Raw genomic sequence first — 23813 nt, forward strand, 5'->3', positions numbered from 1 at the left:
TGAGAGGATTCGAACCTCCGACCCTCTACACCCCATGCAGATGCGCTACCTGGCTGCGCTACACACCGACGGAGTCAGCTCGGCTGACGGGGAGGAAGTCTAATCGGATGATTTGGCGGGCGCAACTCCTTTTTTATCAGGGAGATGCCGACTGCTTCTTTATTGTTCAGCCAAGATGCAACTTGGGCCCTGGCCGGAGTTTTGGCATAATCGTCGCCCCCTTCGGCGGGCACAGGGTGGCGAACACCCGACTCGGGGCGTTCTTATGTCGCCGGGGCCTTTGGCCTCTCTTTCATTGACAGCATCTTCTGCCGTGGGCTACCGGCTACCGGCCAGCGCGAGGGGGAAGGGGCCCGGTGTGCCCAGGGTCGGGACGCAGCAATCTGGGAGTACGCGGCCGATGCCGTGCAGGGGCCAGGCAAGCCGACATCATATCGACGAGAGGATCAGGGCGTGAAACCATCTGAAGTTGCAGCACAGATCAGCCAGCGCGAGGAGGACGAACGCTGGATGCGCCATGCCATGGCCCTGGCAGCCAGGGCAGAGGGGATAGGCGAGATCCCGGTGGGCGCCGTGCTGGTGCTGGGGGACAAGATAGTGGCAGAGGGGTGGAATCGCTCCATCAGCGAGCACGACGCCTGCGCCCATGCCGAGGTGATGGCGCTTCGGGAAGCGGGCAAGCAGCTTGAAAACTATCGCCTGCTCGACACCACCCTCTATGTGACGCTGGAGCCCTGCTGCATGTGTGCCGGCGCCCTCATCCACAGCCGGGTCAAGCGGGTGGTCTATGGTGCCCGGGATTTGAAGACGGGGGCGGCAGGGTCTGTGTTCGACATCCTGCTGGATCCCCGCCACAACCACCAGGTGGCACTGACGGGGGAGGTGCTCGCCGACGCCTGCTCGGCCCAGCTGTCGGATTTCTTCAAACGGCGCCGCGCCGAGAAGAAGGCGGCCAGACTCGCCGCGAAAGAGGCGCTTCCTCAAGATGACAGCGGGGCCTGATGGCCCCGTTTGCTTTTATTTCACTGCCAGACCGGCGGCCTGCTTCCCTCCGAATACCAACTGCCACCCCCCCGATGGAGCCTGCGCTCTTTGCCGCTGTTGATGTAACAAAACTGTCATGCATCCGCCATATAATGCCGCCAAGCCTAGCTCACATTGAGGTCTTGCATGTCATCGGAATCGTTAAATCTGGTCATGGCGGGCAGTCGAAAACGCCGGATCAAGGATAAATTGGCCAAATATGGCGTCACCACAGGGGGAGCCCTGGTGCTGGTGGCGCTGTTGCTTATCTTCTTCTACCTGCTCTATGTGGTGAAGCCCATCTTCAATGGCGCCAGCATGGAGAGCACCGCTTCCTTCAGCCTGCCCATCAAGGGCAAGACCGCCTGGCTCGGGGTCGAGGAGCAAAACGAGATAGGTTACCGCTTCAGCGACCAGGGGAAGGTCAAATTCTTTGCCGTGCAACCGGATGGCAAGATCAAGACCGGACAGGTGATTGGCGAGGCGCAGGTGAACGGCGAGATCACGGCGGTCGCGCCGCCTGCGCCGGGCCAGAAACTCATCGCCTATGGGTTTGCCGACGGCAAGGCTCAGGTGGTGCAACCCTATTTCAAGATCTCCTATCCCAATGACGTGCGCGTCATTGAGCCCAGCCTGCAATATCCCTTCGGCGAGACCCCCGTGGTGATCGATCCCCAGGGCAAGGCGCTGACGCGCATGGTCTTCGAGGCGACCAAGGACAAGATGGCGACCGCGGCCGTGACCGAAGATGGTCGTGGTGTGCTGATGGTGATGAGCGGCGAGGAGAACTTCCTCTCCGGCGAAATCGAGTGGAGCAACCAGACCTACACCATTCCGTCCCTGCCACGCCATGTTGACCAGATGCTGCTGACCCCGAACCTGCGCCTGTTGTTCGTGCGCGAGGGCAACCGCCTGTCGGTCTATGACATCCACAACCTGAGCGACATTTCCCTGCGCAATGTCATGGAGATCAACGCCCCCAATGCCAGCGTGACCCAGGTGGCCCTGCTCTCCGGTGCGTCCTCCCTGCTGGTGGGCAACGACAACGGCGTCATCTCCCAGTGGTTCGAGGTGGCAAAGGATGGCAAGCGCCAGTTCACCCAGATCCGTGACTTCAAGAGTGACGCGCCGGTCGCCCTGCTGACCCCCGAGCACTTTCGCAAGGGCTTCATCAGCGCAGGCAGCGACGGCACCATCAACTTCTTCCATGCCACCGGCGAAGCCAAGCTGCTTGGCGAGAAGGTTGACGGGGGCAACCTGGCTGCTGTTGCCATCTCTCCTCGCCACAACCTGCTGTTGACCCAGCAGGGGGATGACTTCAAGGTCTTTGACGTCGAGAACGATCACCCCGAGGTAACCTGGTCTGCCCTCTGGCAACAGGTGTGGTATGAAGGCTATCCCGAGCCCCAGTACGTGTGGCAGTCCACCTCCGCCAGCAACGACTTCGAAGCCAAGCTGAGCCTGGTGCCCCTGGTGTTCGGTACCTTGAAAGCCTCCTTCTATGCCATGGTGTTCGCGGTGCCCCTGGGTGTCGCCGGTGCCATCTACACCGCCTACTTCATGTCGGCGGGGCTGCGCAAATACGTCAAGCCGACGGTGGAGATCATGGCGGCGCTGCCGACCGTCATCCTCGGCTTCCTGGCGGGTCTGTGGCTTGCGCCCATCATCGAAGGGGCCCTGCCCGGGGTGATCCTGCTGCTGATCCTGCTGCCCATGGGCATGCTGCTCACCGCCCTGGTGTGGAACTATCTGCCGGAGCGCGGCCGCACCTGGCTGCCGGAAGGCTGGCACGCCATCCTGCTTATCCCTGTGCTGCTGTTCATCGGATGGGGCGCCTTCGCCTTGAGCCCCATCATCGAGAACGCCTTCATGCACGGTGATTCGCGCATCTGGCTGACCCACGACATGGGCATCAAGTTTGACCAGCGCAACTCCCTGGTGGTCGGTATCGCCATGGGCTTTGCGGTCATCCCCACCATCTTCTCCATCGCCGAAGACGCGGTCTTCTCGGTGCCCAAGCACCTGACCCAGGGCTCGCTTGCGCTGGGGGCGACCCCGTGGCAGACCCTGAGCCGGGTGGTGATCCTCACCGCGAGCCCGGGCATCTTCTCGGCGGTGATGATGGGCCTTGGCCGCGCCGTGGGCGAGACCATGATCGTGCTGATGGCCACAGGCAACACCCCCATCATGGACTTTTCCATGTTCCAGGGGTTGCGGACCCTGGCGGCGAACATCGCGGTGGAGATGCCAGAATCGGAAGTGGGCAGCTCCCACTACCGGGTGCTCTTCCTCGCCGCCTTCGTGCTGTTTGTGTTCACCTTCTTGTTCAATACCCTGGCCGAATTCGTCCGCCAGCGGTTGCGTGAAAAGTACAGCTCTCTGTAAGGACTAAGGAATCGACAATGGGTAAGTGGTTTAAATCGGGGGCCCCCTGGATCTGGATGACGGGGGGCGCCGTCAGCCTGAGTCTGGTGGCCGTACTGGGTCTGTTGTTGCTGATTGGCTGGCGTGGTCTGGTCTATTTCTGGCCCCATCCCATCTATGAGTGGCAACTTGAAGATGCAAGCGGCAACAAGAGCGTCCTGATTGGCGAGATCAACGACCGGGAGCTGGTGCCGGTGGAGCGCCTGCGCGCCGCAGGCCAGGCGCTGGAAGGGGAGGATCGCGAAGAGATTACCCGTTATCTGGTCAAGACCGGCAACCGGGAGTTCGTCGACCTCGATTTCCGCTGGGTGCTGGAGACCGATATCAAATCGCGCACCCAGCCGGCGGAGCTCGCCATGGTGGAGCGTGCCACCAACGGCAACTTCTATGGTTACATCACCTCGGTGAAGGAAGATGGCCAGGAGCTGACCACGGATCTGCATCCCGCCTTGCAGCGGGTGCTGGCCCGTGCCAACGGCCTCTCAAGCCAAGCCAACGACCTGCAAAAAGGGGCCATCGGCAGCATCAACTATCAGCTGGAGCGCCTGCGCCTGAAAGAGCGCAAGGCCGAGCTGGATGACAAGCTGACCGATCAGCTTAAAGCCGAGCTGGCGAGCGAGCGTCAGGCGCTCAACGACCGTTATCAGGTGCTGGAGAAAGAGCTCTTCTCCCTGCGTACCCAGGCGGACAGAGACAGCATCACCGTCAAGGACATGCGCGGCGAGCTGGTGACCATGCCCATGTCCCGGGTGCTGGATGTGGTCTGGCCCAACGACATGAGCCTGATGGCCAAGGTGGGTCACTGGTTCCACCAGATTGGCAAGTTCGTCTCCGATGACCCCCGGGAGGCGAACACCGAGGGCGGCGTCTTCCCGGCCATCTTCGGCACCGTCTTCATGGTGATCCTGATGGCCATCATCGTGACCCCGCTCGGGGTGGTGGCGGCGGTCTACCTGCACGAGTACGCGGGCAAGAACAGCCTGACCAAGATCATCCGTATCGCGGTGATCAACCTGGCGGGGGTGCCCTCCATCGTCTACGGCGTGTTTGGTCTGGGCTTCTTCGTCTACACCCTGGGGGGCAGCATCGACCGCCTCTTCTATCCGGAAGCGCTGCCGAGCCCGACCTTCGGCTCCCCCGGTGTCATCTGGTCTGCTCTGACCCTGGCCATTCTGACCCTGCCGGTGGTGATCGTCTCCACCGAAGAGGGGCTGGCCCGGATCCCGAGCACCATTCGCCAGGGTTCGCTGGCGCTGGGTGCCACCCAGGCCGAGACCCTGTGGCGCATCGTGCTGCCCATGGCAAGCCCGGCCATCATGACCGGCCTTATCCTGGCCATCGCCCGTGCGGCGGGCGAGGTGGCGCCGCTGATGCTGGTGGGGGTGGTGAAGCTTGCTCCCACGTTACCGATGGACGGCAACTTCCCGTACCTGCACGTGGAGCGCAAGTTCATGCACCTGGGCTTCCACATCTATGACGTGGGCTTCCAGAGCCCGAACGTCGAGGCGGCGCGTCCTCTGGTCTACGCCACCTCCTTCCTGCTGGTGACGGTGATCGTCGGCCTCAACCTGACGGCGATCGGTATTCGTAACCACCTGCGCGAGAAATTCCGGTCGCTGGAACATTAATCCAGCCATTACAGAGACGGGCAGGGACCTTCCCTGCCAACCAGATATTCCGGCAGCGGGCAAGACGTTTGCCCGCTGCCACCAAGAGAATTTGAGGTAAACAGATGATCAACGTAACACCGAGTTCGGCCCCGCACACCGCCACCGACCTGCTCAACCTGACCCCGGAGCAGACTGCGCTGGAGGTGAAGGATCTCAACCTGTACTACGGCAACAAGCAGGCGCTGTTCAACGTCAACATGAAGATCCCCAAGGGTCAGGTCACCGCCTTCATCGGCCCGTCCGGTTGCGGCAAGTCCACTTTGCTGCGCTGCATCAACCGGATGAACGATCTGGTGGAGATCTGCCGCATCGAGGGGGAGATCCAGCTGCACGGCCACAACATCTATGACAAGAGCGTGGATGTCTCCGCCCTTCGCCGTCAGGTGGGCATGGTGTTCCAGCGCCCCAACCCCTTCCCCAAGTCCATCTACGAGAACGTGGTCTACGGCCTGCGCCTGCAGGGCATCAATGACCGCCGTACCCTGGACGAGGCCGCCGAGCGTTCCCTGCGCGGTGCTGCCCTGTGGGAGGAAGTGAAGGATCGTCTGCATGACAACGCCTTCGGTCTCTCCGGCGGTCAGCAGCAGCGTCTGGTGATTGCCCGTGCCATCGCCATCGAGCCGGAAGTGCTGCTGCTCGATGAACCGACCTCGGCGCTGGACCCCATCTCCACCCTCACCATCGAGGAGCTCATCAACGAGCTCAAGAGCCAGTTCACCGTGGTGATCGTGACCCACAACATGCAGCAGGCGGCGCGGGTCTCGGATCAGACCGCGTTCATGTACATGGGGGAACTCATCGAGTACTCGAATACCAACACCATCTTCACCACCCCGGCCAAGAAGAAGACCGAAGACTACATTACCGGTCGTTACGGTTAAGGGATGCCGCTGATTGAGATGAGCAAGATGAGCAAGATGAGCATCAACAAACAGATTGGCAGTCAGTTCAACGGCTAAGGCATAATCGGAGCAACAAGGATTACTGGTATGGACAATATGAACCTCAACAAACACATCTCCGGTCAGTTCAATGCCGAGCTTGAGAGCGTGCGCAATCAGGTACTGGTGATGGGGGGGCTGGTGGAGAAGCAACTCACCGACGCCATCGCCGCCATCCATGGCCAGGATCTGGATGCGGCGCGCAAGATCGTGGCCAACGACCACAAGGTCAACGCCATGGAAGTGGCGATCGACGAGGAGTGCACCCGCATCATCGCCAAGCGTCAGCCCACCGCGTCCGACCTGCGGCTGGTGATGGCCATCATCAAGACCATCACGGATCTGGAGCGGATTGGCGACGTGGCGGACAAGATTGCCCGCATGCTGACCGACAACGCCAACAAGCCCCAGCCACCGCTGGTGTCGCTGGAGAACATGGGGCGTCGCACCATCAAGATGCTCCACGACGTGCTGGACGCCTTCGCCCGCATGGATCTGGATGCCGCCCTGGCGGTCTACAAGGAAGATGACAAGGTGGATCGGGAGTACGAGTCCATCATCCGCGAGCTGATGACCTACATGATGGAAGATCCGCGCACCATCCCCCAGGTGCTCAACGTGCTCTGGGCGGCACGGGCCATCGAGCGGGTCGGCGATCGCTGCCAGCACATCTGCGAGTACATCGTCTACTACGTCAAGGGCAAGGATGTGCGTCACACCAAGGCCGATGACCTGAGCGATCTGCTGGGCAAGGGCTGATCGGGCGCCTTTGGTGGAGCTCCCGTCGCGGCTGCACGACGGGAATCCAACCCTGATTGAATAAAAAGGCGCTTTGAGCGCCTTTTTCATTGCATGGCACGGCAGTTCAAGATAACGCCACCCGGCGGGCGCTTTTCTGCTAGAATATGGCCCCTGTGTGAGTCCCGGATGGAGTCACGGTCCGGTTTCCCGGGCCCAGTTTGCCGTCTTGTGCTAAGGCGGCTGTAGCAATAGGTTAATCATGAGTTTTGCCGATAGTTTGTTCTTTCTGATGCTGCTGGTCGCCGGCAGCGTGTTCTTCTCACTCTCCGAGATCTCCCTTGCTGCCTCCCGCAAGATCAAGTTGCAGGTGATGGCCGACGAGGGCAACCGCCACGCCGAGAAGGTGCTGGCATTGCAGGCCCAGCCGGGCAACTTCTTTACCGTGGTGCAGATAGGCCTCAATACCGTCGCCATCCTCGGCGGCATCCTGGGGGAATCCGCCCTCAATCCCGCCATCAGGGAGCTGATAGCCGGCTTCTACCAGGGGCCCTGGCTCGGCCAGATTAGCTCTGCGGCCTCGTTCGTCTTCGTCACCGGCATGTTCATCCTGATAGCGGACCTGATGCCCAAGCGCCTCGCCATGACCATGCCCGAGCGGATCGCCGTGGTGGTGGTGCGTCCCATGATGCTGTGCGTCACCTTGCTGATGCCGCTGGTGTGGCTGTTCAACGGCATGGCCAACGGCCTGTTCCGGCTGATGCGCATCTCCATGGTGCGCAACGACGAGATCACCTCCGACGATATTTATGCGGTGATGGATGCAGGTGCCGAAGCCGGTGTCATCCAGCGCGAGGAGCACCAGCTCATCGAGAACGTGTTCGAGCTCCAGTCCTTGGGTGTCACTTCCGCCATGACGGCGCGGGAGAGCCTCATCTACTTCACCCTGCAAGAGGGGGAGGAGAGCATCAAGGCGAAGATCGCCGAGCACCCCCACAACAAGTTCCTGGTGTGCGACCACAACCTCGACAGCATCAAGGGGTTCGTGGATGCCAAGGAGCTGCTGATCCGCGTCATCAGCGGCCAGAGCATCGATCTCAACAGCGGCTCCCTGGTGCAGAACGTCATCATCATTCCCGACACCCTCAACCTCTACGAGGCGATGGAGTACTTCAAGAACCATCGCGGCGATTTTGCGGTGGTGATGAACGAATACGCCCTGGTGGTGGGCATCGTCACCATGAATGACCTGATGAGTACCGTCATGGGGGAGTGGGCCACCCACGTGGTGGAAGAGCAGATAGTGCAGCGGGACGAGAACTCCTGGCTGGTGGACGGGGTGACCCCCATCTCCGACGTGATGCGCGCCTTCGACATCGAGGAGTTCCCGGAAAACCAGAACTACGAGACCATCGCCGGTTTCATCATGTACATGCTGCGCAAGATCCCCAAGCGCACCGACTCGGTCAAATATGCCGGTTACAAGTTCGAAGTGGTGGACATCGATAGTTACAAGATTGACCAGTTGCTGGTCACCCGGGTAGAACCTGCGAGCAATGAGAAGCCCGCTCAGGAATCCTAAAGGAGTTCGTTAGCAATCATGAAGATGAAGACTCATTCCCGTGCGCTGGCCTGTGTGGCGCTCGCCCTGGCACTGGGTGCCTGCAGCCAGAGCGCACCGCGCAAGCCGGTGACGCCTGCCAAACCCGTTACCCCCGAGCCTGCCGTGGTGGTCCCGCAGCAGGATCCCGATGCGGTGGTGCAAAGCGCCGTGGCAGAGCCCAGCCCGGTGTTCGACGAGGAGTATCACGGCCCGGATCAAGGGTCGCTTGAATCGGTCACCGCCCTGTTTGCCCGGGGTTACATCGAATCGGCCATGCGCGAGACCATGCTGGCAGCGGTGCACAGCGACTATCCGCTGCTCGGCATGCGGGACGTGCGTCTCACCGACCCTGTTGCCAAGTTCCTCACCTCGGCCCAGGCCCGCACCACGGCCCACGACTACCTCTATGCCGGGGTGCAGCGTCGGCTGGGCCGCCCGCTCAGCCCCGCCCAGTGGGAGCAGATCTGGCAGGGCTATCCCCAGCAGGGTCGGGTCTCCGACTGGGTCAAGCAGACCAAGCGGGTGCTGGCCGGGCGCTGAGTCCCCTGGTTATCGGCGGCTGTGCCCGCCTTGATCCCCTGTTTCACAAGAGGTCACCCCCCGGGGTGGCCTCTTGTCGTTTCAGTGCCTGGCCAGGTGATGCCTGTGCCGGGGAGACCTCCCTTTGCCGCCATCATCCTGAGCTTGCCCGGATTTGTTTGTAGCCCCCGATTGCCTCTTGTTCTACTTTGGGTCATGATATTTGGGATTTCTAGCCGTCTAGATGTTTTGATGGCTTAATGTGGTTTCACACAATAAACACCCGTCATGGCGGGGAGACGCAGAGAGACAGAGATGGACAAGCAGGATTTGTGGGTACTCGATGGCGGTATGGGCCGTGAACTGGCGCGGCGTGGTGCGCCGTTCCGTCAACCGGAGTGGTCGGCGCTGGCGTTGATGGAAGCGCCCGAGACGGTGCGCGAGGTACACCAGGCCTATGCGACGAGCGGTGCCCGGGTGATCACCACCAACAGCTATGCCCTGGTGCCCTTCCATATCGGCGAGGCGCGCTTTGCCGCCCAAGGGGAGGCACTTGCGGTTCTGGCCGGGCAACTGGCCCGAGACGTGGCCGACGAACAGGGGGGCGCCGTCAAGGTGGCCGGTTCCTTGCCGCCGCTCTTTGGCTCCTATCGTGCGGACCTCTATCAAGCCGAGCGGGTGAGCGAGCTGGCGACACCGCTTATCCGTGCCCTGTCACCCCATGTGGATCTCTGGCTGGCGGAGACCATGAGCCTCATCGCCGAGCCCCTGGCCCTCAAGGCCCTGCTGCCCGAGGACGGCAAGCCGTTCTGGGTCTCCTTTACTCTGGAAGACGAGGCGCCGGGCAGCGAGCCCACCCTGCGCTCTGGCGAGCGGGTGGCGGATGCCGTGACCGCGTTGGCGTCGGCCGGGGTGGATGCCATCCTGTTCAACTGCTGCCAGCCCGAGGTGATTGAAGGGGCGCTCAAGGTGGCCGTCGCCGCGTTGCAGGTTCAGGGGCGCACCGACGTTCGCCTCGGCGCCTATGCCAACGCCTTCCCGCCCCAGCCCAAGGAGGCGACTGCCAATGACGGTCTGGACGAGATCCGCGGCGATCTGGGGCCGCTGGATTACCTCGACTGGGCCGAGCGCTGGCGCAGAGCCGGGGCAAATCTCATCGGCGGCTGCTGCGGCATCGGCCCGGAACACATCGAGGCGCTGGCCAGCCGGCTGCGTTAAGGAGCGCCCATGAAAGAGAGCAAGATCGGGCTCTGGTCCCTCACTGCGCTGGTGTTCAGCTCCATGGTGGGGGCCGGCATCTTCAGCCTGCCCCAGAACATGGCCGATGTGGCGGGCGCTCGCGCCGTGCTGATCGGCTGGGCCGTCACCGGGGTCGGCATACTGGCGCTGGCCATGAGCTTCCTTTACCTGTCGCGGCTCAAACCCGAGCTCGACGGCGGCATCTACAGCTATGCCCGGGCCGGCTTTGGCGAGCTGGTGGGGTTCTTCTCCGCCTGGGGATACTGGCTCTGTGCCACCATCGGCGTGGTGGGGTATCTGGTGATCGCCTTCGCGGCGCTGGGCAGCTTTGTCGATACGCCGGAGCGGGTCTGGTTTGGCGAGGGCAACACATTGGCAGCTTTTGTCGGCGAGTCCTGCATCCTCTGGGCGGTGCACCTGCTGGTGGCCCGCGGCGTGCAGCAGGCGGCGCTGTTCAATCTGGTGGCGACCCTGGCCAAGAGCCTGCCGCTGCTGCTGTTCATCCTGTTCGCCTGCTACTGGTTCGATCCGGTCACCTTTGCGGCGGATCAGGAGGGCAGCACCCTGGCAGTACCGGTCTCCGAGCAGGTGCGCAACACCATGCTCATCACCCTCTGGGTCTTCACCGGCATCGAAGGGGCAGCGGTGCTCTCGGCCCGGGCGAGAAACAAGCGGGACGTGGGCACCGCCACCGTGCTCGGTGTGGTGCTGGCGCTGCTGCTCTATGTGCTCATCTCGGTGTTGGCGCTCGGAATATTGAGCCGCCCGGAGCTTGCGGCCCTGCCCAACCCCTCCATGGCGGGACTGATGGCCCAGATGACGGGTTCCTGGGGCAAGTTGCTCATCAGCGCCGGCCTCATCGTGTCGGTGCTCGCCTCCTACGTGAGCTGGACCCTCTTCTCGGCCGAGGTGCCGTTCAGCGCGGCGCGTCACGGGGCCTTCCCGGCCATCTTCCGGCGTGAGAACCGCAACGGCACTCCCATCGCCTCGCTCTGGCTCACCAGCCTGACCGTGCAGGGCTGCTTGCTGCTGGTGTGGTTGCTTGGCAAGGGGTACACCAACCTGCTGCTCATCTCCACCTCCATGATCCTGGTGCCCTACCTGCTCATCGGCCTCTTCCTGCTCAAGCTGGTCTTCAGTGGCAAGGGTGGGCAGGGCCGCGGCCTGATGCGGGTGGTGGCGCTGGTGTCGAGCGGTTATGGTTTCTGGCTGCTCTACGCCGCCGGGGTGGAGTACCTGCTGCTGTCGCTTCTGCTCTACGGGCCGGGTCTGCTGTTGTTTCTCTACAGCCGTCGCCAGCTCGGCGCCGAACAGCGGCTCAGCGGGCGCGAACGGCTGCTGGCCGGGGTGACGCTGCTGAGCCTGATCCCCGCCGTCTGGTCCTTCGTTCACGTCTGACCCGGGGGTGTCCCTGTCATGAAAAAGAGCGCCCCTGGGCGCTCTTTTTTTATCCTGGTCGGTGGCTCAACCGCTGGTGGGGGCCGCCGGTTTGCCAAACAGCACGGCGAGCTTTTGCCGCCAGGGGAGGCCCCGGGCCTCTTGCAGCATGTCGCGCCACTCATGGAAGGTGAGGGTGAAGGGGTTGAAGCTGTGGATTGGCTTGGTGATGCCGAAACGGCACGGCTCACCCAAGTCTTCTTCCACGAAGGTGCCAAACAGCCGGTCCCAGATGATGAGCACGCCAGCGAAGTTGCGATCGATGTATCTGGCGTTGCTGGCGTGGTGAACCCTGTGGTGGGAGGGGGTGTTGAAGATCCATTCAAGTTTGCCCAGCTTGCCCACCACCTGGGTGTGGACGAAGAACTGAAAACCCAGGCTCAAGAGCACGGTGGCCACCACCGCCTCGGGGGGGAAGCCGATGAGGATCATGGGGATCCAGAACAGCCACATGCCGGAGACCGGGTACATCAGGCTCTGGCGAAAGGCGGTGGAGAGGTTGAGCCGCTCCGAGCTGTGGTGCACCACGTGGGAGGCCCAGAGCCAGCGGACATGGTGGCTCGCGAAGTGGAACAGCCAGTAGCAGAGATCCTGCAACAGAAAGAGCAGCAAGAGGCTCCAGAGGTTCAGTTCGATATCGAATAGTCGCCAGCCCCAGAGGGTGTCATAGAGATAGGCGATGGCAATGGCGGCCAGGGCATCGCCCCCCTGATGCATCAGTGCCAGGGTGGCATTGGCGAAGAGATCCTTCCACTGGTAGCCCGCCGTGGGATAGGCGGCGCCGTGTTTTCGCAGGTAGAGCATCTCCCAGCCGATGAAAACCAGAAAGAGGGGCGAGAGGTAGAGCAGGAGCAGTTGCACATCCATGTGAGCCATCCGGTTGGACCAGTTGGATGTCAGCATACCGGATGATGTTAAAAACTCATTAACATTTGATAGTGATCCTCCTGTCTGACGCGGCCCGGCCTTGCCCTCCCTGTTTACACTGAAGAAGGAGCGCGCGCGGCATCTACCGCAAGCGGCAGTACCTTGGGAGGGAGAGAAAATGAACGGGACGCCTGTTTGTCTCATGCTCGGCCTGCTCAGTGCGAGTGCGATGGCCAATGACAGTTTCAACAGCGAGTTGAGCCATGTTGTCGGTGGTACAGCCATGGGGGCGGGCTTTACGGCCATCGCGGATCACTATGGCTATCGGGAGCACAGGGGCTGGATTGGTTTTGGCATCTCGACCGGCATCGGCATCGCCGCAGAGCTGATCGAGCGGGCCAGTGGTCAGGGGCCCTTCTCCGCCCTGGATGCGGGGGCCAATGCGCTGGGGGCCGCCGCCGGTGCCTACGGGACGGATCGCTGGCTGCTGGCACCCGTGGTGCTGCCCGAGCAGCACTTCGCCGGCCTGACGGGCATGTATCGATTCTAGGGGCGAGCCACCTGGAACAAAAAAGGGAGCCTGGGCTCCCTCTTCTTGATTTGCATGACACCGCTGCGCGGTTGATCGAACCCGGGTTTGCCCCTTTACCGGATTGCCAATATCGGTGCGCTCGTCAGAGTACCTGGCTCAGGAACTGGCGCAAGCGCGGGGAGGGGGGATTGTCGAAGAAGTCGGCGGGTTTCTCGTCCACCAGCAACTCGCCGCTTTCCATGAAGAGCACCCTGTCCGCCACTTCCCGGGCAAAGCCCATCTCGTGGGTCACCACCACCATGGTCATCCCTTCGCGGGCCAACCCCTTCATGACGTCCAGCACCTCTCCCACCATTTCGGGGTCGAGGGCGCTGGTGGGCTCGTCAAACAGCATGATGCGCGGCTGCATGGCGAGCGCCCGGGCGATGGCCACCCGCTGCTGCTGGCCGCCGGAGAGCTGGGAGGGGTAGCTCTGGGCCTTGTTGGAGAGACCGACCTTGAGCAGCAGGGCCTTGGCCCGCTCCTCAGCCTCCTGGCGAGAGAGCCCTCTCACCTTCTGGGGGGCCAGGGTGATGTTGTCCAGCACCGTCAGGTGAGGGAAGAGGTTGAATGACTGGAACACCATGCCCACCTCTTCCCGCAGCTTGTTGACATCCCCGGGTTCGGTGAGGCTGATGCCGTCGACCACGATATTGCCATCGTTGATGGTTTCCAGCTGGTTGAGGGTGCGCAGGAAGGTGGACTTGCCCGAGCCGCTCGGCCCCACGATCACCACCACTTCCCCTTCGGCCACCTGGGTGCTGACGTTTTTCAGGGCGTGCACCTCGGTGCCGTAGAACTTCTCTACACCGCTCGCCTTGATGATGGGATCAGTTGCTGCGCGCATAGTTCACCTCCAGACGACGCACCGGGAAGGGGCAGGGAGTGCCGGTGATGGCAGAACGTTTCGACACCGATGGCGCCTTGATAACGGGATCAGTTGCTGCGCGCATATTTCACCTCCAGACGACGCACCAGGAAGGAGAGAGTGCCGGTCAGCACCAGATAGAGCAGAGCCACGGTGAACCACACTTCGAACGGGCTGAAGGTGGAGCTGACCACTTCGCGCCCCGCCTTGGTGAGATCCGTGATGGAGATGACGGAGACCAGAGAGGAGTCCTTGATGAGGTTGATGAACTGACCCGCGAGCGGTGGCAGCACCCGTTTGAAGGCCTGGGGCAGGATGACGTAGCGCATGGTCTGGGCCGAGGTCATGCCAAGGCTTCTGCCCGCTTCCATCTGCCCCTTGTGAATGGAGCTGATGCCGGCGCGCACGATCTCCGCCACGTAGGCGCCGGTGAAGACCGCGAGCGCCGCCACACCAGCGGTGAATCGGTCGAGGTTCAGCACGGTGCCGATAAAGAAATAGACGATGAAGATCTGCACCAGCAACGGGGTGCCACGGATGAGCTCTACATAGGTCACGGCCAGGTTGCGCAGGGCCGGATTGGGGGAGAGGCGGGCGAGCCCGGCCAGGGTGCCAAGCAGGATGGCGAAGATGCCCGCCACCAGGGAGAGCTTGACCGTGACCCAGACGCCCCAGGCAATGGGGCCGGCGGTCCAGCTCAGTTGCACATCCAGGGTATCGCCGAGGAAGACGGTATCCCCTTCAGCCAGCTGGGAGCCCTTGGGAGCGATGGCCTGACGGCGGCTGGGGTCGAGATCGTCTTGCAGGAAGAGCTGTCCCTTGTCCGCCACCACGGTGCCGTCAAACTCGGCATAGTGTTTCTGTTCTGCCTGATAGGCGATGTACTGGGGAATGCGTTCCCAGCGCCAGGTGTAATCCACTGCCTGCACGGCCTTGTAGATGCCGAAAATGGCGGCCAGCACCAGCAGCAGGAAGATCCCGTGCCAGAGCAGCTGATTGGGCTGTTTTTCCATCTGTCTTGTGAGTTTGGGGTTGATCACTGTCACAACCTCTTTTGTCGTTATCGTGTGGGGAGTCTGCGTGAAGGGGCGGCATGCCGCCCCTTTGAGAGGTTATTTGAGCTGGTTCAGCCAGGCGGTGGATTCAAACCACTTCTTGTAGAGACGGTCGTAGCTGCCGTCGCCCTTGATCTGGCGCAGGTAGTTGTTGAACCAGTTGAGGGTGTCCTGATCCCCCTTGCGGATGGCCCAGGCCAGCGGCTCGAAGGTGAACGGCTTGTCGAGGTGCACCACGGCGCCCTGGTTCTGGGACGCGAAGATGGCGTTGTAGGGCAGGTCGTAGACGAAGGCATCCACCTTGCCGTTGATCACTTCCAGCTTGGCGTCATCCTGGGTTTCAAACTGCAGCAGGGTGGCCTTGGGGATCATGCGCTTGACCGCTTGCTCGCCGGTGGTGCCGAGTTTGACCGCGATCTTGTATTTGGGATCGTTGAGGTCCTGGAAGGATTTGATTTCGCCCGCCTTGTCCTTGCGAAGCACGATGGTCTGGCCGACGACGATGTAGGGATCGGCAAAGTTCACGCGCAGGTTGCGCTGGGGAGTGACGGTCATGCCGCCCATGATGACGTCGAACTTGTCGGTCAAGAGCGCGGGGATGATGCCGTCCCAGGCGGTGTTGACGAACTCCACCTTCACGCCCATCTCCTTGGCGACCATCTTGGCGAGATCCACGTCAAAGCCGATGTACTGGCCCTGCTTGTTGGTCATCTCGAAGGGTTGATAGCCGGCATCGAAGCCGACCCGCAGCACACCGCGCTCCAGCACGGCATCCAGGGTGGAAGTGGGCGCGGCGTTGGCCAGCCCGCACAGCAGCAGGGTAGAGAGAATGAGTTTTTTGATCATAAATGACGTCTCTGTCGTAAATGTGGTCGGCCTTGAACCTGCTCCCGTGCGACTCCATGGCACAAGAGACTGCTGCATCCGGCAGCAGGCAAGACAGGATTATTGTCTTGGTCGGGGCAAAAGCCCCATATGAGATTCTATGAATGGTTCGTTGGATGAAAAATGTACCAAAACCTGTTTGTGCCAGAAGACTCAATAAGTTATGGAGACTTTTATCCCTCGTGGTGACTCATAAAACCACATGAAAACAACATATCTATCTAATGGCGCCGGTTCAAGTGCAAAATATCCGGCGGCCGTCTCGGTGGAAAATCCGGGCACAGACAGGGCGTTGTCCGGCACGCTTCACGGGGAATGGGGCGTGCGAGTCGGGCAAATATTTTTGCCCGGCCCATAGGCTCCCTCTGTGTCTTGTCATGGGCTTCCCATATACTCAGCCATCCCCATTGGAAGGTTCGGGAATGGACGCCTCAATTCTGCTCAATCTGGACGTATTTACCCTGATGTTGATGGCCCTCGGGGGCTACAGCCTGGGATTCATCACCCTCTCCATCATCTGGTCGACCCACAGGGAAATACCCGGTCTCGGGCTCTGGTGGTGGTCCAGCCTCTGTGCCCTGGCGGCGCAATCGCTCTTCTTCATGCAGGCATTTTCCCCCCATATCGCGGGGATCTGGCTGGCCAACCTGCTCATCACCTTCTGCCTCGCCCTGATGCCACTCGCCATCCAGCGCTTCTTCGGGGAGCCGCCAAACTGGCGGGCATTCACCCTCTTCATGCTGGTCTACCTGCTGATCCTCTGCTGGAGCGTCATCTTCAACGACAAGATGGCCCCCCGGGTGCTGCTGGCCTGCCTGAGCTACATGATGGTGGGGGCGGTGATTGTCTGGCTCATCTGGCGCCATGGCTACCCTGACTATCTGCCCGCTGTGCTGGTGTTCACCGTGGTCAACATCCTGCTCTACGGTTTCAATCTGGTGCGCATGGGGGCCCTGCTCGGCGGCGAGGTGCGGGTCCTGATGGATCAGCATGCGGTCAATGTGCTCCCCTTCCTCTCCATGCTGATGGGCAACTATCTGTCGACCTTCGGGGTGCTGCTGCTCTGTACCCAGTGCCGGGCCCTGGCCCTGCGTCGACAGGCCAGCCAGGATCCCCTGACCGGCCTCCTGAACCGGCGCGGCTTCATGGACCACTGCGTGACGATGGCAAGGCAGGGGGCGCTGGTGGTGCTGGATCTCGACGACTTCAAGCAGATCAACGATCGCCACGGTCACGAGACCGGGGACAGGGTGCTGGAGGCGGTGGGTCGCTATCTTGCCGGCCAGCGGGATCTGGTGGCCAGCCGCTTCGGCGGGGAGGAGTTTGTGCTGCTGTTGCCCGAGCGGGACCCCCTGGCCCAGCAGGCGCGCTGCGAGCAGATCCGCCAGGGGATAGAAACGCTGGGGCTGAAGGGGGTCCGGGTGACGGCCAGCCTGGGGTGGGCGCCCAGCGCCCGCGAATGGCACTTTGACACCCTGTTCAGCCAGGCCGATCGCGCTCTCTATCAGGCCAAGCGGGAGGGCAAGAACCGGATTTGTCAGGGGGCCTGATCCCCCGTCAGGTCATGCCCGGCCGGTGGCCGTCGGCTCCGACCGGACAAAGGCATACCGAGTCAGCCACCTGGTCGCATCAGACCAGAATGGCAGCCTGTCAGCTTGTCAGCGGTGCAGCTCCCCCGCGCGTTCCGGCTGATAGACCACTTCCAGGATCTCCACCTGGATGGTGCGACCGGCCGGCCCCGGCCAGGCGATGCTGTCACCCACCTTGAGCCCCAGCAGGGCGCTGCCCACTGGCGCCAGCACGGAGATCTTCGATTCGTCCCCCTGCACATCCTTCGGATAGACCAGCGTCAGGCAGAAGTCGTTGCCGCTGTTTTGCATCTTGAAGCGCACCGTGCTGTTCATGGTCACCACGTCCGGCGGCATGTCGGCGGGTTCGCGGATCTCGGCGCGATCCAGCTCCTCTTGCAGGGCCAGGTGCTGGGGGTGGTTGCCAAGTAGCTGTTCGATGCGATCCAGATCCAGGCTGGAGATGACGAGATGAGGCTGTTTCATGGGTATTTCCTTATCAATGACTGAAGGGACCAGGATGACGGGCAGACTGGTCGACAAAAAACGGTGCAAGGGTAAAAAGCAGACAGCAAAAGCGATGCCCCCGAGCGACTCGCGCAGCGGGGCGAGGGCGGGGGCTCAGCGGGGTGTGAGCGTACTGGAAAAAATCATGATTGCTTTCATGGAGATACCATAACCATTCTGGGGTGGTTTGGCAATTGGACTGACTTTCTCATCAGGGAGCCTGGTAATCGTACTGGTGCAGGATGCGCGCGAGACTGCCATCCTCCCTCATTTCCTGAATGACCCGGCGCCAGCGCAACGCCTCGCTGCGGGAGAAGCGGGGGCTGGCGGCCAGGTAGAGGGTGCTCTGCTGCAAGGTCTCGCCCCGCACCAGATCCGGGAGCGGCAGACCCGCCCGCTGCTGGTTGTAACGGGCGGTGTTCCAGGCCACCGCCCAGGCCTGGATGCGGCCGCGCGCCAGCTTGCTGGCGTTGCTGACCTCCTCGGTGACCAGCTCCCGGGTAACCCCTGTCAGCGGCTGGATCAGGCTCTGGCTATGGGAGCCACGCATCACGCCAACGGTGAGGCCTGGCAGCGTCTTCATGGAGAGCGGCGTTGGATGGTGACGGCGATGGCTGACCAGCACGAAGGCCTCCTCCAGCAGGGGGGCAATCCAGAGAAACAGTGGTTCGCGCTGGGGGTTTCGGGCCGGGGGCAACAACAGGACATCCGGGCGATGGCTGGCCTGGCTGAGGGCGCGAGCCAGCGGCATCAACTCGATCTCGAGCGGTTCCCCGAGGCGGCGGGCAGCCTCCTCCAGCACCTCGATGGCCATGCCGCTCGGCGCACCCTGCTGGGCGCGGATCACATAGGGGGGAATGTCCGCGGCCACGACGACCACGGCACGGGCCGAAAAGGCGCAGACGATCAGAGGGGAGAGCAGCAGAAGCAGAGTAACAAGGCGCATGGATATTCGGGTCCGGGATGAGTACAGAGAGTGTAACATCCCGTTACGCCATGTCAGCCAGGCGATTGCCGCCTGGGGGGATCAGTCGAAGAAATCCCGCAGATCCAGGGTCTGGTACCCTGCCAGTTGCTGCCAGGGGAGGGTCTTTGGCAGCGGTTTGAGCGTCACCTCCATCCGGTAGCTGCGATAACCGTCGAGGCTTGCCGACTCCACCACCAGGGGCAACTGCCAGCGGCTCGACCAGAGGATGCGGGTACGCTGGCGACCTTCGCGGGTCTCGTACCAGTTTGCCTGGTCGGGGGCGGCCTCATCCAGCGGTGTCATTCCTTCCAACAGGGAAGGGTTGATGAGGTGGCGGATCCGCGCCCACTCCGGCTTGAAGGCCACCTGGCCGTACTCCTCCTGCGGCACCTCCACCAGCTGGTTGTGCCAGGCATCGGCGTAGCGCAACTGGAGTGCGTCTCCCTCGCTGCGGGTGACCCAGCGCGCCGCCATCTGGTGTGTGAAGTGCTTGTGGCCGGGGCGGGCATCGTGGGTGGCGTGATAGGCACGGGCCAGGGGAACGGGAATGAGCCGCTGGCTCCACACCTGGTCACCGACCCGCAGCCACTTCTCCTGCCACTGGCTCTCCCGGGTGATGCCGTCGCTGCCGGTCACCCTGTCCACGTAGCGGATGCGGGCGGCCAGATCGGGCACCTCGTCGGCCAGGAGGGGGAAGGAGAGGGCGCTGCCCAGCAGCCATAAAGAAAGCAGATATTTCATCATCGTCTCTCGCTCGACGGAAAACGGGCCCGGCGCGGTGCCGGGCCCCTTTATCACAGGCCGAGGGCCTCCCTGAGCTTGCCGAACACCCGGGTGTTGTCGAGGGTGCCCTTGAACTGGCTGCTGCCTGCGCCGCCCGCGAACAGCATCACATCGCCGCCGCCGTGAGTCTCGGAGCCGAGCTTGACTCCGGTCTCCTGCAGGTAGTCATCCGCCATCACCTCATCGCTGGTAAGGGTGGGGCGCTGGTCCTGGCGGTTGGGGCCGTTGCCGAATACCAAAGTAGTGAACGGCTTGCCGTCCGCGTCGTTCTGGGTCGAGCCATCGGCGTTCTTGACCAGATCCAGCACCTTGTTGCCCTTGGCGGAATAGCCATTGATGGTCATGGTGTGGTCGTGGTCGGCGGTAACCACGATCAGGGTATCGCTCAAATCCACTTTGCCGAGGGCCGTCTTGACCGCCTCGTCCAGCGCCACCGCATCGGTCAGGGATCGCTTGGCGTTGGTGGCATGCAGAGCGTGGTCGATACGCCCCCCCTCCACCATCAGGAAGTAGCCCTGGCTGTTCTGGCTGAGCAGATCGATCGCCTTGGCGGTCATCTCGGAGAGGGACGGCTGGGTACTGGCCGCCCCCTTGGCGACGCGGTCCAGTTCGTAGTCGAGGTGGGACTTGGTGCTGAACAGCCCCAGCACCTTGCCCGAGTTGACGGCAGAGAGCTCATCCTTGGTGGTGACATAGCGGTAGCCCCGGGCGGTCAGCTCGGCGGTGAGATCCCGGCCGTCGGCCCGGCCGCCCTTGTTGCTGGCGCTGTAGGGCGTCCAGTGGTTGGCGCCGCCCCCCATCAGCACATCGACCCCATCCCCCAGCGCCTGGTTGAAGCCGGCTCCGCCTGGTACCGCCTGCTCGGCGATGGCGTAGGCCGCATCCCGGTGGCAGATATGGGAATAGGTCGCCGCCGGGGTGGCATGGGTGAGCTCAGTGGTCGTGACGGCCCCCACCGACTTGCCCGCCGCCTTGGCCAGCTCGAGAATGGTGGGCACCGGGCTCCCGTTGTCGCTGGTGCAGTTGTTGATGCCCTTGTTGCCGTTGGCATCCTTGGACGGTGCCACTGCCCTGGTGTCGCTGCTCATGGCGATCACCTCGTTGTTCATCTTGACGCCGGTGGTGTAGGCCGCCATGGAGGGGGCGGAGTCCGTGGTCTGGGCATCGTGGGAGAAGGTCTTGATGCGCGCGCTCTGGGGCAGTTTCATCATCTCGAGATCCCCCTCTTCCCCCACCTTGAACAGGCGGGTGGCGGTGAGCACGGTGGGGCCCATGCCGTCACCGATAAAGAGTATGACGTTCTTGGCATCGGCGGCGTGCGCCTTGGAGAGGCCGCCAAGCGTGCCGAGCAGGGCGGTGCAGACCAGCGTCTTTTTCATGGTGATGTTCATCCTGATAATCCCTTACAGCTTGGCCGCAGCCTTGATCTTGCCGAACACGGCGGTGTTGTCGAGAGAGCCGTGGAAGCGCTCCGCCCCCTGGCCGATGGCGCCGAGGAAGACATCGGTACCGCCGTGGGTTTCGTTGCCTATCTCGCCCACCTTGACCACTACCTCCTGGTGATAGTCGTCGGCGGAGGTGGTGGCGTCGTCGAGGGCCGCCACGCTGCTGCGCGGGCCGTCCACCCGGTTGTAGCCGTTGCCAAAGCCGATGATGGTGTAGGGCATGCCATCGCTATCCTTGCTCGGCTCGCCGGTCTCGTAGTTCTTCACCAGCCCGAGCACGCCCGCATTGCCTGCCGTGGTCTTGCCGGTGCGCTTGGCGTACCCGTTGAGCACAAGCGTGTGGTCATGGTCGGCGGTGACCACGATCAGGGTGTTTTTCAGCTCGGGATCGGTTTTCTTCACTTCATTGATGGCGGCCAGGATGGCGTTGTCGAAGGCGAGGGTATCCTGCAGGGCGCGCTTGGCGTTGGTGTCGTGCAGGGCGTGGTCGATACGCCCCCCTTCCACCATTAGGAAGTAGCCCTTCTCTTTGCCCTTGAGCTGCTTGATGGCAGCCAGGGTCATCTGGGCCAGTGACGGCTCGCTGGCGGGCCGGTCCAGGTCATATTTCATGTGGCTTGAGCCAAACAGGCCCAGCAGCGGCTTGCTCGCATCGGCCTGGTTCAGCTCGTCCAGGGTGGCGGCAAACTGATAGCCCTTCGCCTTCATCTCGTCGATGAGGTTGCGGCCATCGGTCCGCTTGCCCTTGTCGGCACTGGGCAGGAAGAAGCTGCTGCCGCCCCCGAGCACCACATCCAGCCCCTCCTTCAGGGCGCTGTTGTAACCGCTGCCCCCCGGCACCATCTGGACGGCGATATCAGCCTCCAGATCCCGGTTGCAGATATGGGCATAGGTGGCGGCCGGGGTGGCGTGGGTGACCCGGGTGGTGGTGACCACGCCGGTGCCACGGCCATCGGCCTTGGCCAGCTCCAGCAGGGTGGTCACCGCTTTGCCGCCGCTCTGGCTGCAATCGCTCTCCTGGGTGGCGTCGCTGTCCATGCTGATGACGCCGTTGTTGCTCTTGACCCCGGTCATGTAGGCCGCCATGGAGGGGGCCGAGTCGGTCACCTGGGCATCGTGGGAGAAGGTCTTGATGAAGGCCGTTTCCGGCAGGGTGTCGATGGTGAGGCTGCCCTCTTCGCCGACGCCATAGATCCGGGAGGCGGTGAGGGTGTTGAGACCCATGCCGTCGCCGAGGAAGAAGATCACGTTCTTGGCGCTGGGTTCCGGGGTGTTGCTGTCGTTGTTGGAGTTGCAGCCGGCGGCCAGGGCGGCGCCTATCATCACTGCAAGTCCTGCCATCTTTCTCATTGGGGTTCGCTCCTTGTGAAACCTGAGCGCAGCCTAGAGGGGGCAGATGACACTTTTAGTGAAGAGAGATGACAATACGGTGAAAGCGCCTTGCAAATGTTATCTTATATCAATGGGTTATGTTGATTGTGTTTTGCCACTCACCTCCCGGTGGCGTGGTGGGCATCCGGCCACCCGGGTGACAACACCCGGCCAGAATAGCCTGTCAAATCGGGGCCGCAGCAGGTAAAATGCGCCCCCTTGCGATGAGTGCCAGCGGTCTGGCGCATCACCACGCACCCGCAACCCCGAGCGCCCGCAGCCCCGAGAGGGGACCGCATGCCAATGAGAGAGTAACGGATATGTCCATCAACTGGTTCCCCGGCCACATGCACAAGGCCCGCAAAGAGATTGCAGAGGTCATGCCCCAGGTCGATGTCATCATCGAGATGCTCGACGCCCGCATCCCCTTCTCCAGCGAGAACCCCCTGGTGCCGGAGCTGCGCGGGGAGACGCCGGTGATCAAGGTGCTCAACAAGGCAGACCTTGCCGACCCCGAGATCACCGCGCTTTGGGTGGCCCACATGGAGCAGGAAAAGGGGATCAAGGCACTGCCCCTGACCCAGCAGGAGCCTACGATGATCAAGCAACTGCTGACCCTGTGCCACGAGATGCTGCCGGAGCGCAACTTCGAGCTGCGCGGGGTGCGAGCCATGATCATGGGCATCCCCAACGTGGGCAAGTCCACCCTGATCAACACCCTGGCGGGGCGCATCATCGCCAAGACCGGCAACGAGGCGGGGGTGACCAAGTCCCAGCAGCGGATCAAGCTCGACAACCACGTCATCCTGACGGACACCCCTGGCTTCCTGTGGCCCAAGCTCAACCCGCCCTCCTGCGGTTATCGACTGGCGATCACGGCGGCCATCAAGGATACCGTCTTCGATTACGCCGACATCGCCATGTTTGCCGCCGATTACTTCATCAAGGCCTATCCGGAGCGCATCAAGGCACGCTACCAGCTGAGCGAGCTGCCGGAGACCGAGATCGAGCTGCTGGATCTCATTGCCCGTCAGCGCGGCTTCATGCGCAAGGGGGGGCTTGCGGATCTGCACAAGGCCTCGGAAATCCTGGTCAATGAATTCCGGTCCGGCATGCTGGGGCGGATCTCCCTGGAGACGCCAGAGATGGTGAGCGTCGAGATAGTGGAAGCCGAGGCCGAGGCTGAGCAGAAAGCCAGGGAGAAGGCGGAGCGGGAAGAGGAGCGCCAGGCCCGGGCTCGTCGCAAGTACGCCAAGAAGCGCCAGCGCTGACCGGCGTTGTGCACGATAGGTTGTGCTTGATAGCAAGAAGAGGCGGCCCTGGGCCGCCTCT

22 protein-coding genes are annotated in these 23813 nt (G+C 62.4%); 12 read left to right on the forward strand and 10 right to left on the reverse strand.

Annotated elements, in window-relative coordinates; genetic code table 11:
• Positions 1 to 453: 453 nt before the first annotated feature.
• The 9 genes from tadA to AB5Y70_RS17750 all read left to right on the forward strand — a co-directional run bounded on the left by tadA (position 454) and on the right by AB5Y70_RS17750 (position 11555).
• Positions 454 to 1002 (forward strand): tRNA adenosine(34) deaminase TadA, encoded by a 549-nt coding sequence (tadA, locus tag AB5Y70_RS17710; RefSeq protein ID WP_080768115.1) that lies wholly within the window; start codon positions 454 to 456, stop codon positions 1000 to 1002.
• 168 nt (positions 1003 to 1170) lie between these two features.
• The gene (locus AB5Y70_RS17715) at positions 1171 to 3408 is read left to right on the forward strand and encodes an ABC transporter permease subunit (RefSeq protein ID WP_201925862.1); all 2238 of its coding nucleotides are present in this window, start codon (positions 1171 to 1173) and stop codon (positions 3406 to 3408) included.
• A gap of 17 nt (positions 3409 to 3425) precedes the next feature.
• Complete coding sequence (gene pstA / locus AB5Y70_RS17720) at positions 3426 to 5075, forward strand: phosphate ABC transporter permease PstA (RefSeq protein ID WP_042017560.1); 1650 nt, start codon at positions 3426 to 3428, stop codon at positions 5073 to 5075.
• Between the two features lie 104 nt (positions 5076 to 5179).
• Positions 5180 to 5998: a phosphate ABC transporter ATP-binding protein PstB gene (gene pstB, locus AB5Y70_RS17725; RefSeq protein ID WP_010675264.1), complete on the forward strand. Its 819-nt coding sequence runs from the start codon at positions 5180 to 5182 to the stop codon at positions 5996 to 5998.
• Positions 5999 to 6106: 108 nt separating this feature from the next.
• Positions 6107 to 6817 (forward strand): phosphate signaling complex protein PhoU, encoded by a 711-nt coding sequence (gene phoU, locus AB5Y70_RS17730; RefSeq protein ID WP_029314752.1) that lies wholly within the window; start codon positions 6107 to 6109, stop codon positions 6815 to 6817.
• A 241-nt stretch (positions 6818 to 7058) separates the two neighbouring features.
• Complete coding sequence (locus AB5Y70_RS17735) at positions 7059 to 8378, forward strand: hemolysin family protein (RefSeq protein ID WP_041213150.1); 1320 nt, start codon at positions 7059 to 7061, stop codon at positions 8376 to 8378.
• An 18-nt stretch (positions 8379 to 8396) separates the two neighbouring features.
• The gene (locus tag AB5Y70_RS17740; protein WP_042017561.1) at positions 8397 to 8939 is read left to right on the forward strand and encodes a hypothetical protein; all 543 of its coding nucleotides are present in this window, start codon (positions 8397 to 8399) and stop codon (positions 8937 to 8939) included.
• A gap of 294 nt (positions 8940 to 9233) precedes the next feature.
• A complete protein-coding gene (locus tag AB5Y70_RS17745; RefSeq protein WP_247631707.1) occupies positions 9234 to 10136 on the forward strand; it encodes a homocysteine S-methyltransferase family protein in 903 nt (300 codons plus the stop codon).
• 9 nt (positions 10137 to 10145) lie between these two features.
• A complete protein-coding gene (locus AB5Y70_RS17750; RefSeq protein WP_042864109.1) occupies positions 10146 to 11555 on the forward strand; it encodes a basic amino acid/polyamine antiporter in 1410 nt (469 codons plus the stop codon).
• 66 nt (positions 11556 to 11621) lie between these two features.
• On the opposite strand, the gene AB5Y70_RS17755 is transcribed toward AB5Y70_RS17750, so the two are convergent.
• Complete coding sequence (locus AB5Y70_RS17755) at positions 11622 to 12461, reverse strand: sterol desaturase family protein (protein ID WP_201871754.1); 840 nt, start codon at positions 12459 to 12461, stop codon at positions 11622 to 11624.
• A gap of 178 nt (positions 12462 to 12639) precedes the next feature.
• Between AB5Y70_RS17755 and AB5Y70_RS17760 the strand changes: the two genes are divergently transcribed.
• Complete coding sequence (locus tag AB5Y70_RS17760) at positions 12640 to 13011, forward strand: hypothetical protein (RefSeq protein WP_143237754.1); 372 nt, start codon at positions 12640 to 12642, stop codon at positions 13009 to 13011.
• 124 nt (positions 13012 to 13135) lie between these two features.
• Here the strand turns inward: AB5Y70_RS17760 and AB5Y70_RS17765 are convergent, their stop codons facing one another.
• The 4 genes from AB5Y70_RS17765 to AB5Y70_RS17780 all read right to left on the reverse strand — a co-directional run bounded on the left by AB5Y70_RS17765 (position 13136) and on the right by AB5Y70_RS17780 (position 15801).
• Positions 13136 to 13879, reverse strand: coding sequence for an amino acid ABC transporter ATP-binding protein (locus AB5Y70_RS17765; protein WP_041213147.1), 744 nt, complete (start codon positions 13877 to 13879; stop codon positions 13136 to 13138).
• Positions 13863 to 13985 (reverse strand): hypothetical protein, encoded by a 123-nt coding sequence (locus AB5Y70_RS17770; protein ID WP_257707084.1) that lies wholly within the window; start codon positions 13983 to 13985, stop codon positions 13863 to 13865. The genes AB5Y70_RS17765 and AB5Y70_RS17770 overlap by 17 nt, the downstream gene beginning before the upstream one ends.
• Positions 13969 to 14913, reverse strand: coding sequence for an amino acid ABC transporter permease (locus AB5Y70_RS17775; protein ID WP_041201654.1), 945 nt, complete (start codon positions 14911 to 14913; stop codon positions 13969 to 13971). The genes AB5Y70_RS17770 and AB5Y70_RS17775 overlap by 17 nt, the downstream gene beginning before the upstream one ends.
• Positions 14914 to 15012: 99 nt before the next feature.
• Entirely contained in the window at positions 15013 to 15801 is a 789-nt protein-coding gene (locus AB5Y70_RS17780; RefSeq protein ID WP_010675255.1) for a transporter substrate-binding domain-containing protein, read from the reverse strand.
• A gap of 461 nt (positions 15802 to 16262) precedes the next feature.
• Between AB5Y70_RS17780 and AB5Y70_RS17785 the strand changes: the two genes are divergently transcribed.
• Positions 16263 to 17390 (forward strand): diguanylate cyclase, encoded by a 1128-nt coding sequence (locus AB5Y70_RS17785; RefSeq protein ID WP_247631708.1) that lies wholly within the window; start codon positions 16263 to 16265, stop codon positions 17388 to 17390.
• 108 nt (positions 17391 to 17498) lie between these two features.
• On the opposite strand, the gene rnk is transcribed toward AB5Y70_RS17785, so the two are convergent.
• The 5 genes from rnk to AB5Y70_RS17810 all read right to left on the reverse strand — a co-directional run bounded on the left by rnk (position 17499) and on the right by AB5Y70_RS17810 (position 22460).
• Positions 17499 to 17894, reverse strand: a complete 396-nt coding sequence (gene rnk, locus AB5Y70_RS17790) for a nucleoside diphosphate kinase regulator (protein WP_010675253.1) — start codon at positions 17892 to 17894, stop codon at positions 17499 to 17501.
• Between the two features lie 232 nt (positions 17895 to 18126).
• Positions 18127 to 18861 carry an ABC transporter substrate-binding protein gene (locus AB5Y70_RS17795; protein WP_182721638.1) on the reverse strand — a complete coding sequence of 245 codons (735 nt, stop codon included), beginning with the start codon at positions 18859 to 18861 and terminating at the stop codon, positions 18127 to 18129.
• Positions 18862 to 18942: 81 nt separating this feature from the next.
• Positions 18943 to 19626, reverse strand: a complete 684-nt coding sequence (locus AB5Y70_RS17800) for a hypothetical protein (RefSeq protein WP_029314749.1) — start codon at positions 19624 to 19626, stop codon at positions 18943 to 18945.
• Positions 19627 to 19676: 50 nt separating this feature from the next.
• A complete protein-coding gene (locus AB5Y70_RS17805; protein WP_223920106.1) occupies positions 19677 to 21044 on the reverse strand; it encodes an alkaline phosphatase in 1368 nt (455 codons plus the stop codon).
• A gap of 24 nt (positions 21045 to 21068) precedes the next feature.
• Entirely contained in the window at positions 21069 to 22460 is a 1392-nt protein-coding gene (locus AB5Y70_RS17810) for an alkaline phosphatase (RefSeq protein ID WP_041214887.1), read from the reverse strand.
• 341 nt (positions 22461 to 22801) lie between these two features.
• On the opposite strand from AB5Y70_RS17810, the gene ylqF reads away from it, so the two are divergent.
• A complete protein-coding gene (gene ylqF, locus AB5Y70_RS17815; RefSeq protein WP_041213141.1) occupies positions 22802 to 23752 on the forward strand; it encodes a ribosome biogenesis GTPase YlqF in 951 nt (316 codons plus the stop codon).
• Positions 23753 to 23813: the final 61 nt, after the last annotated feature.

This window comes from Aeromonas sp. s1(2024) (assembly GCF_040908005.1).
Classification (GTDB): Bacteria; Pseudomonadota; Gammaproteobacteria; order Enterobacterales; family Aeromonadaceae; genus Aeromonas; species Aeromonas caviae.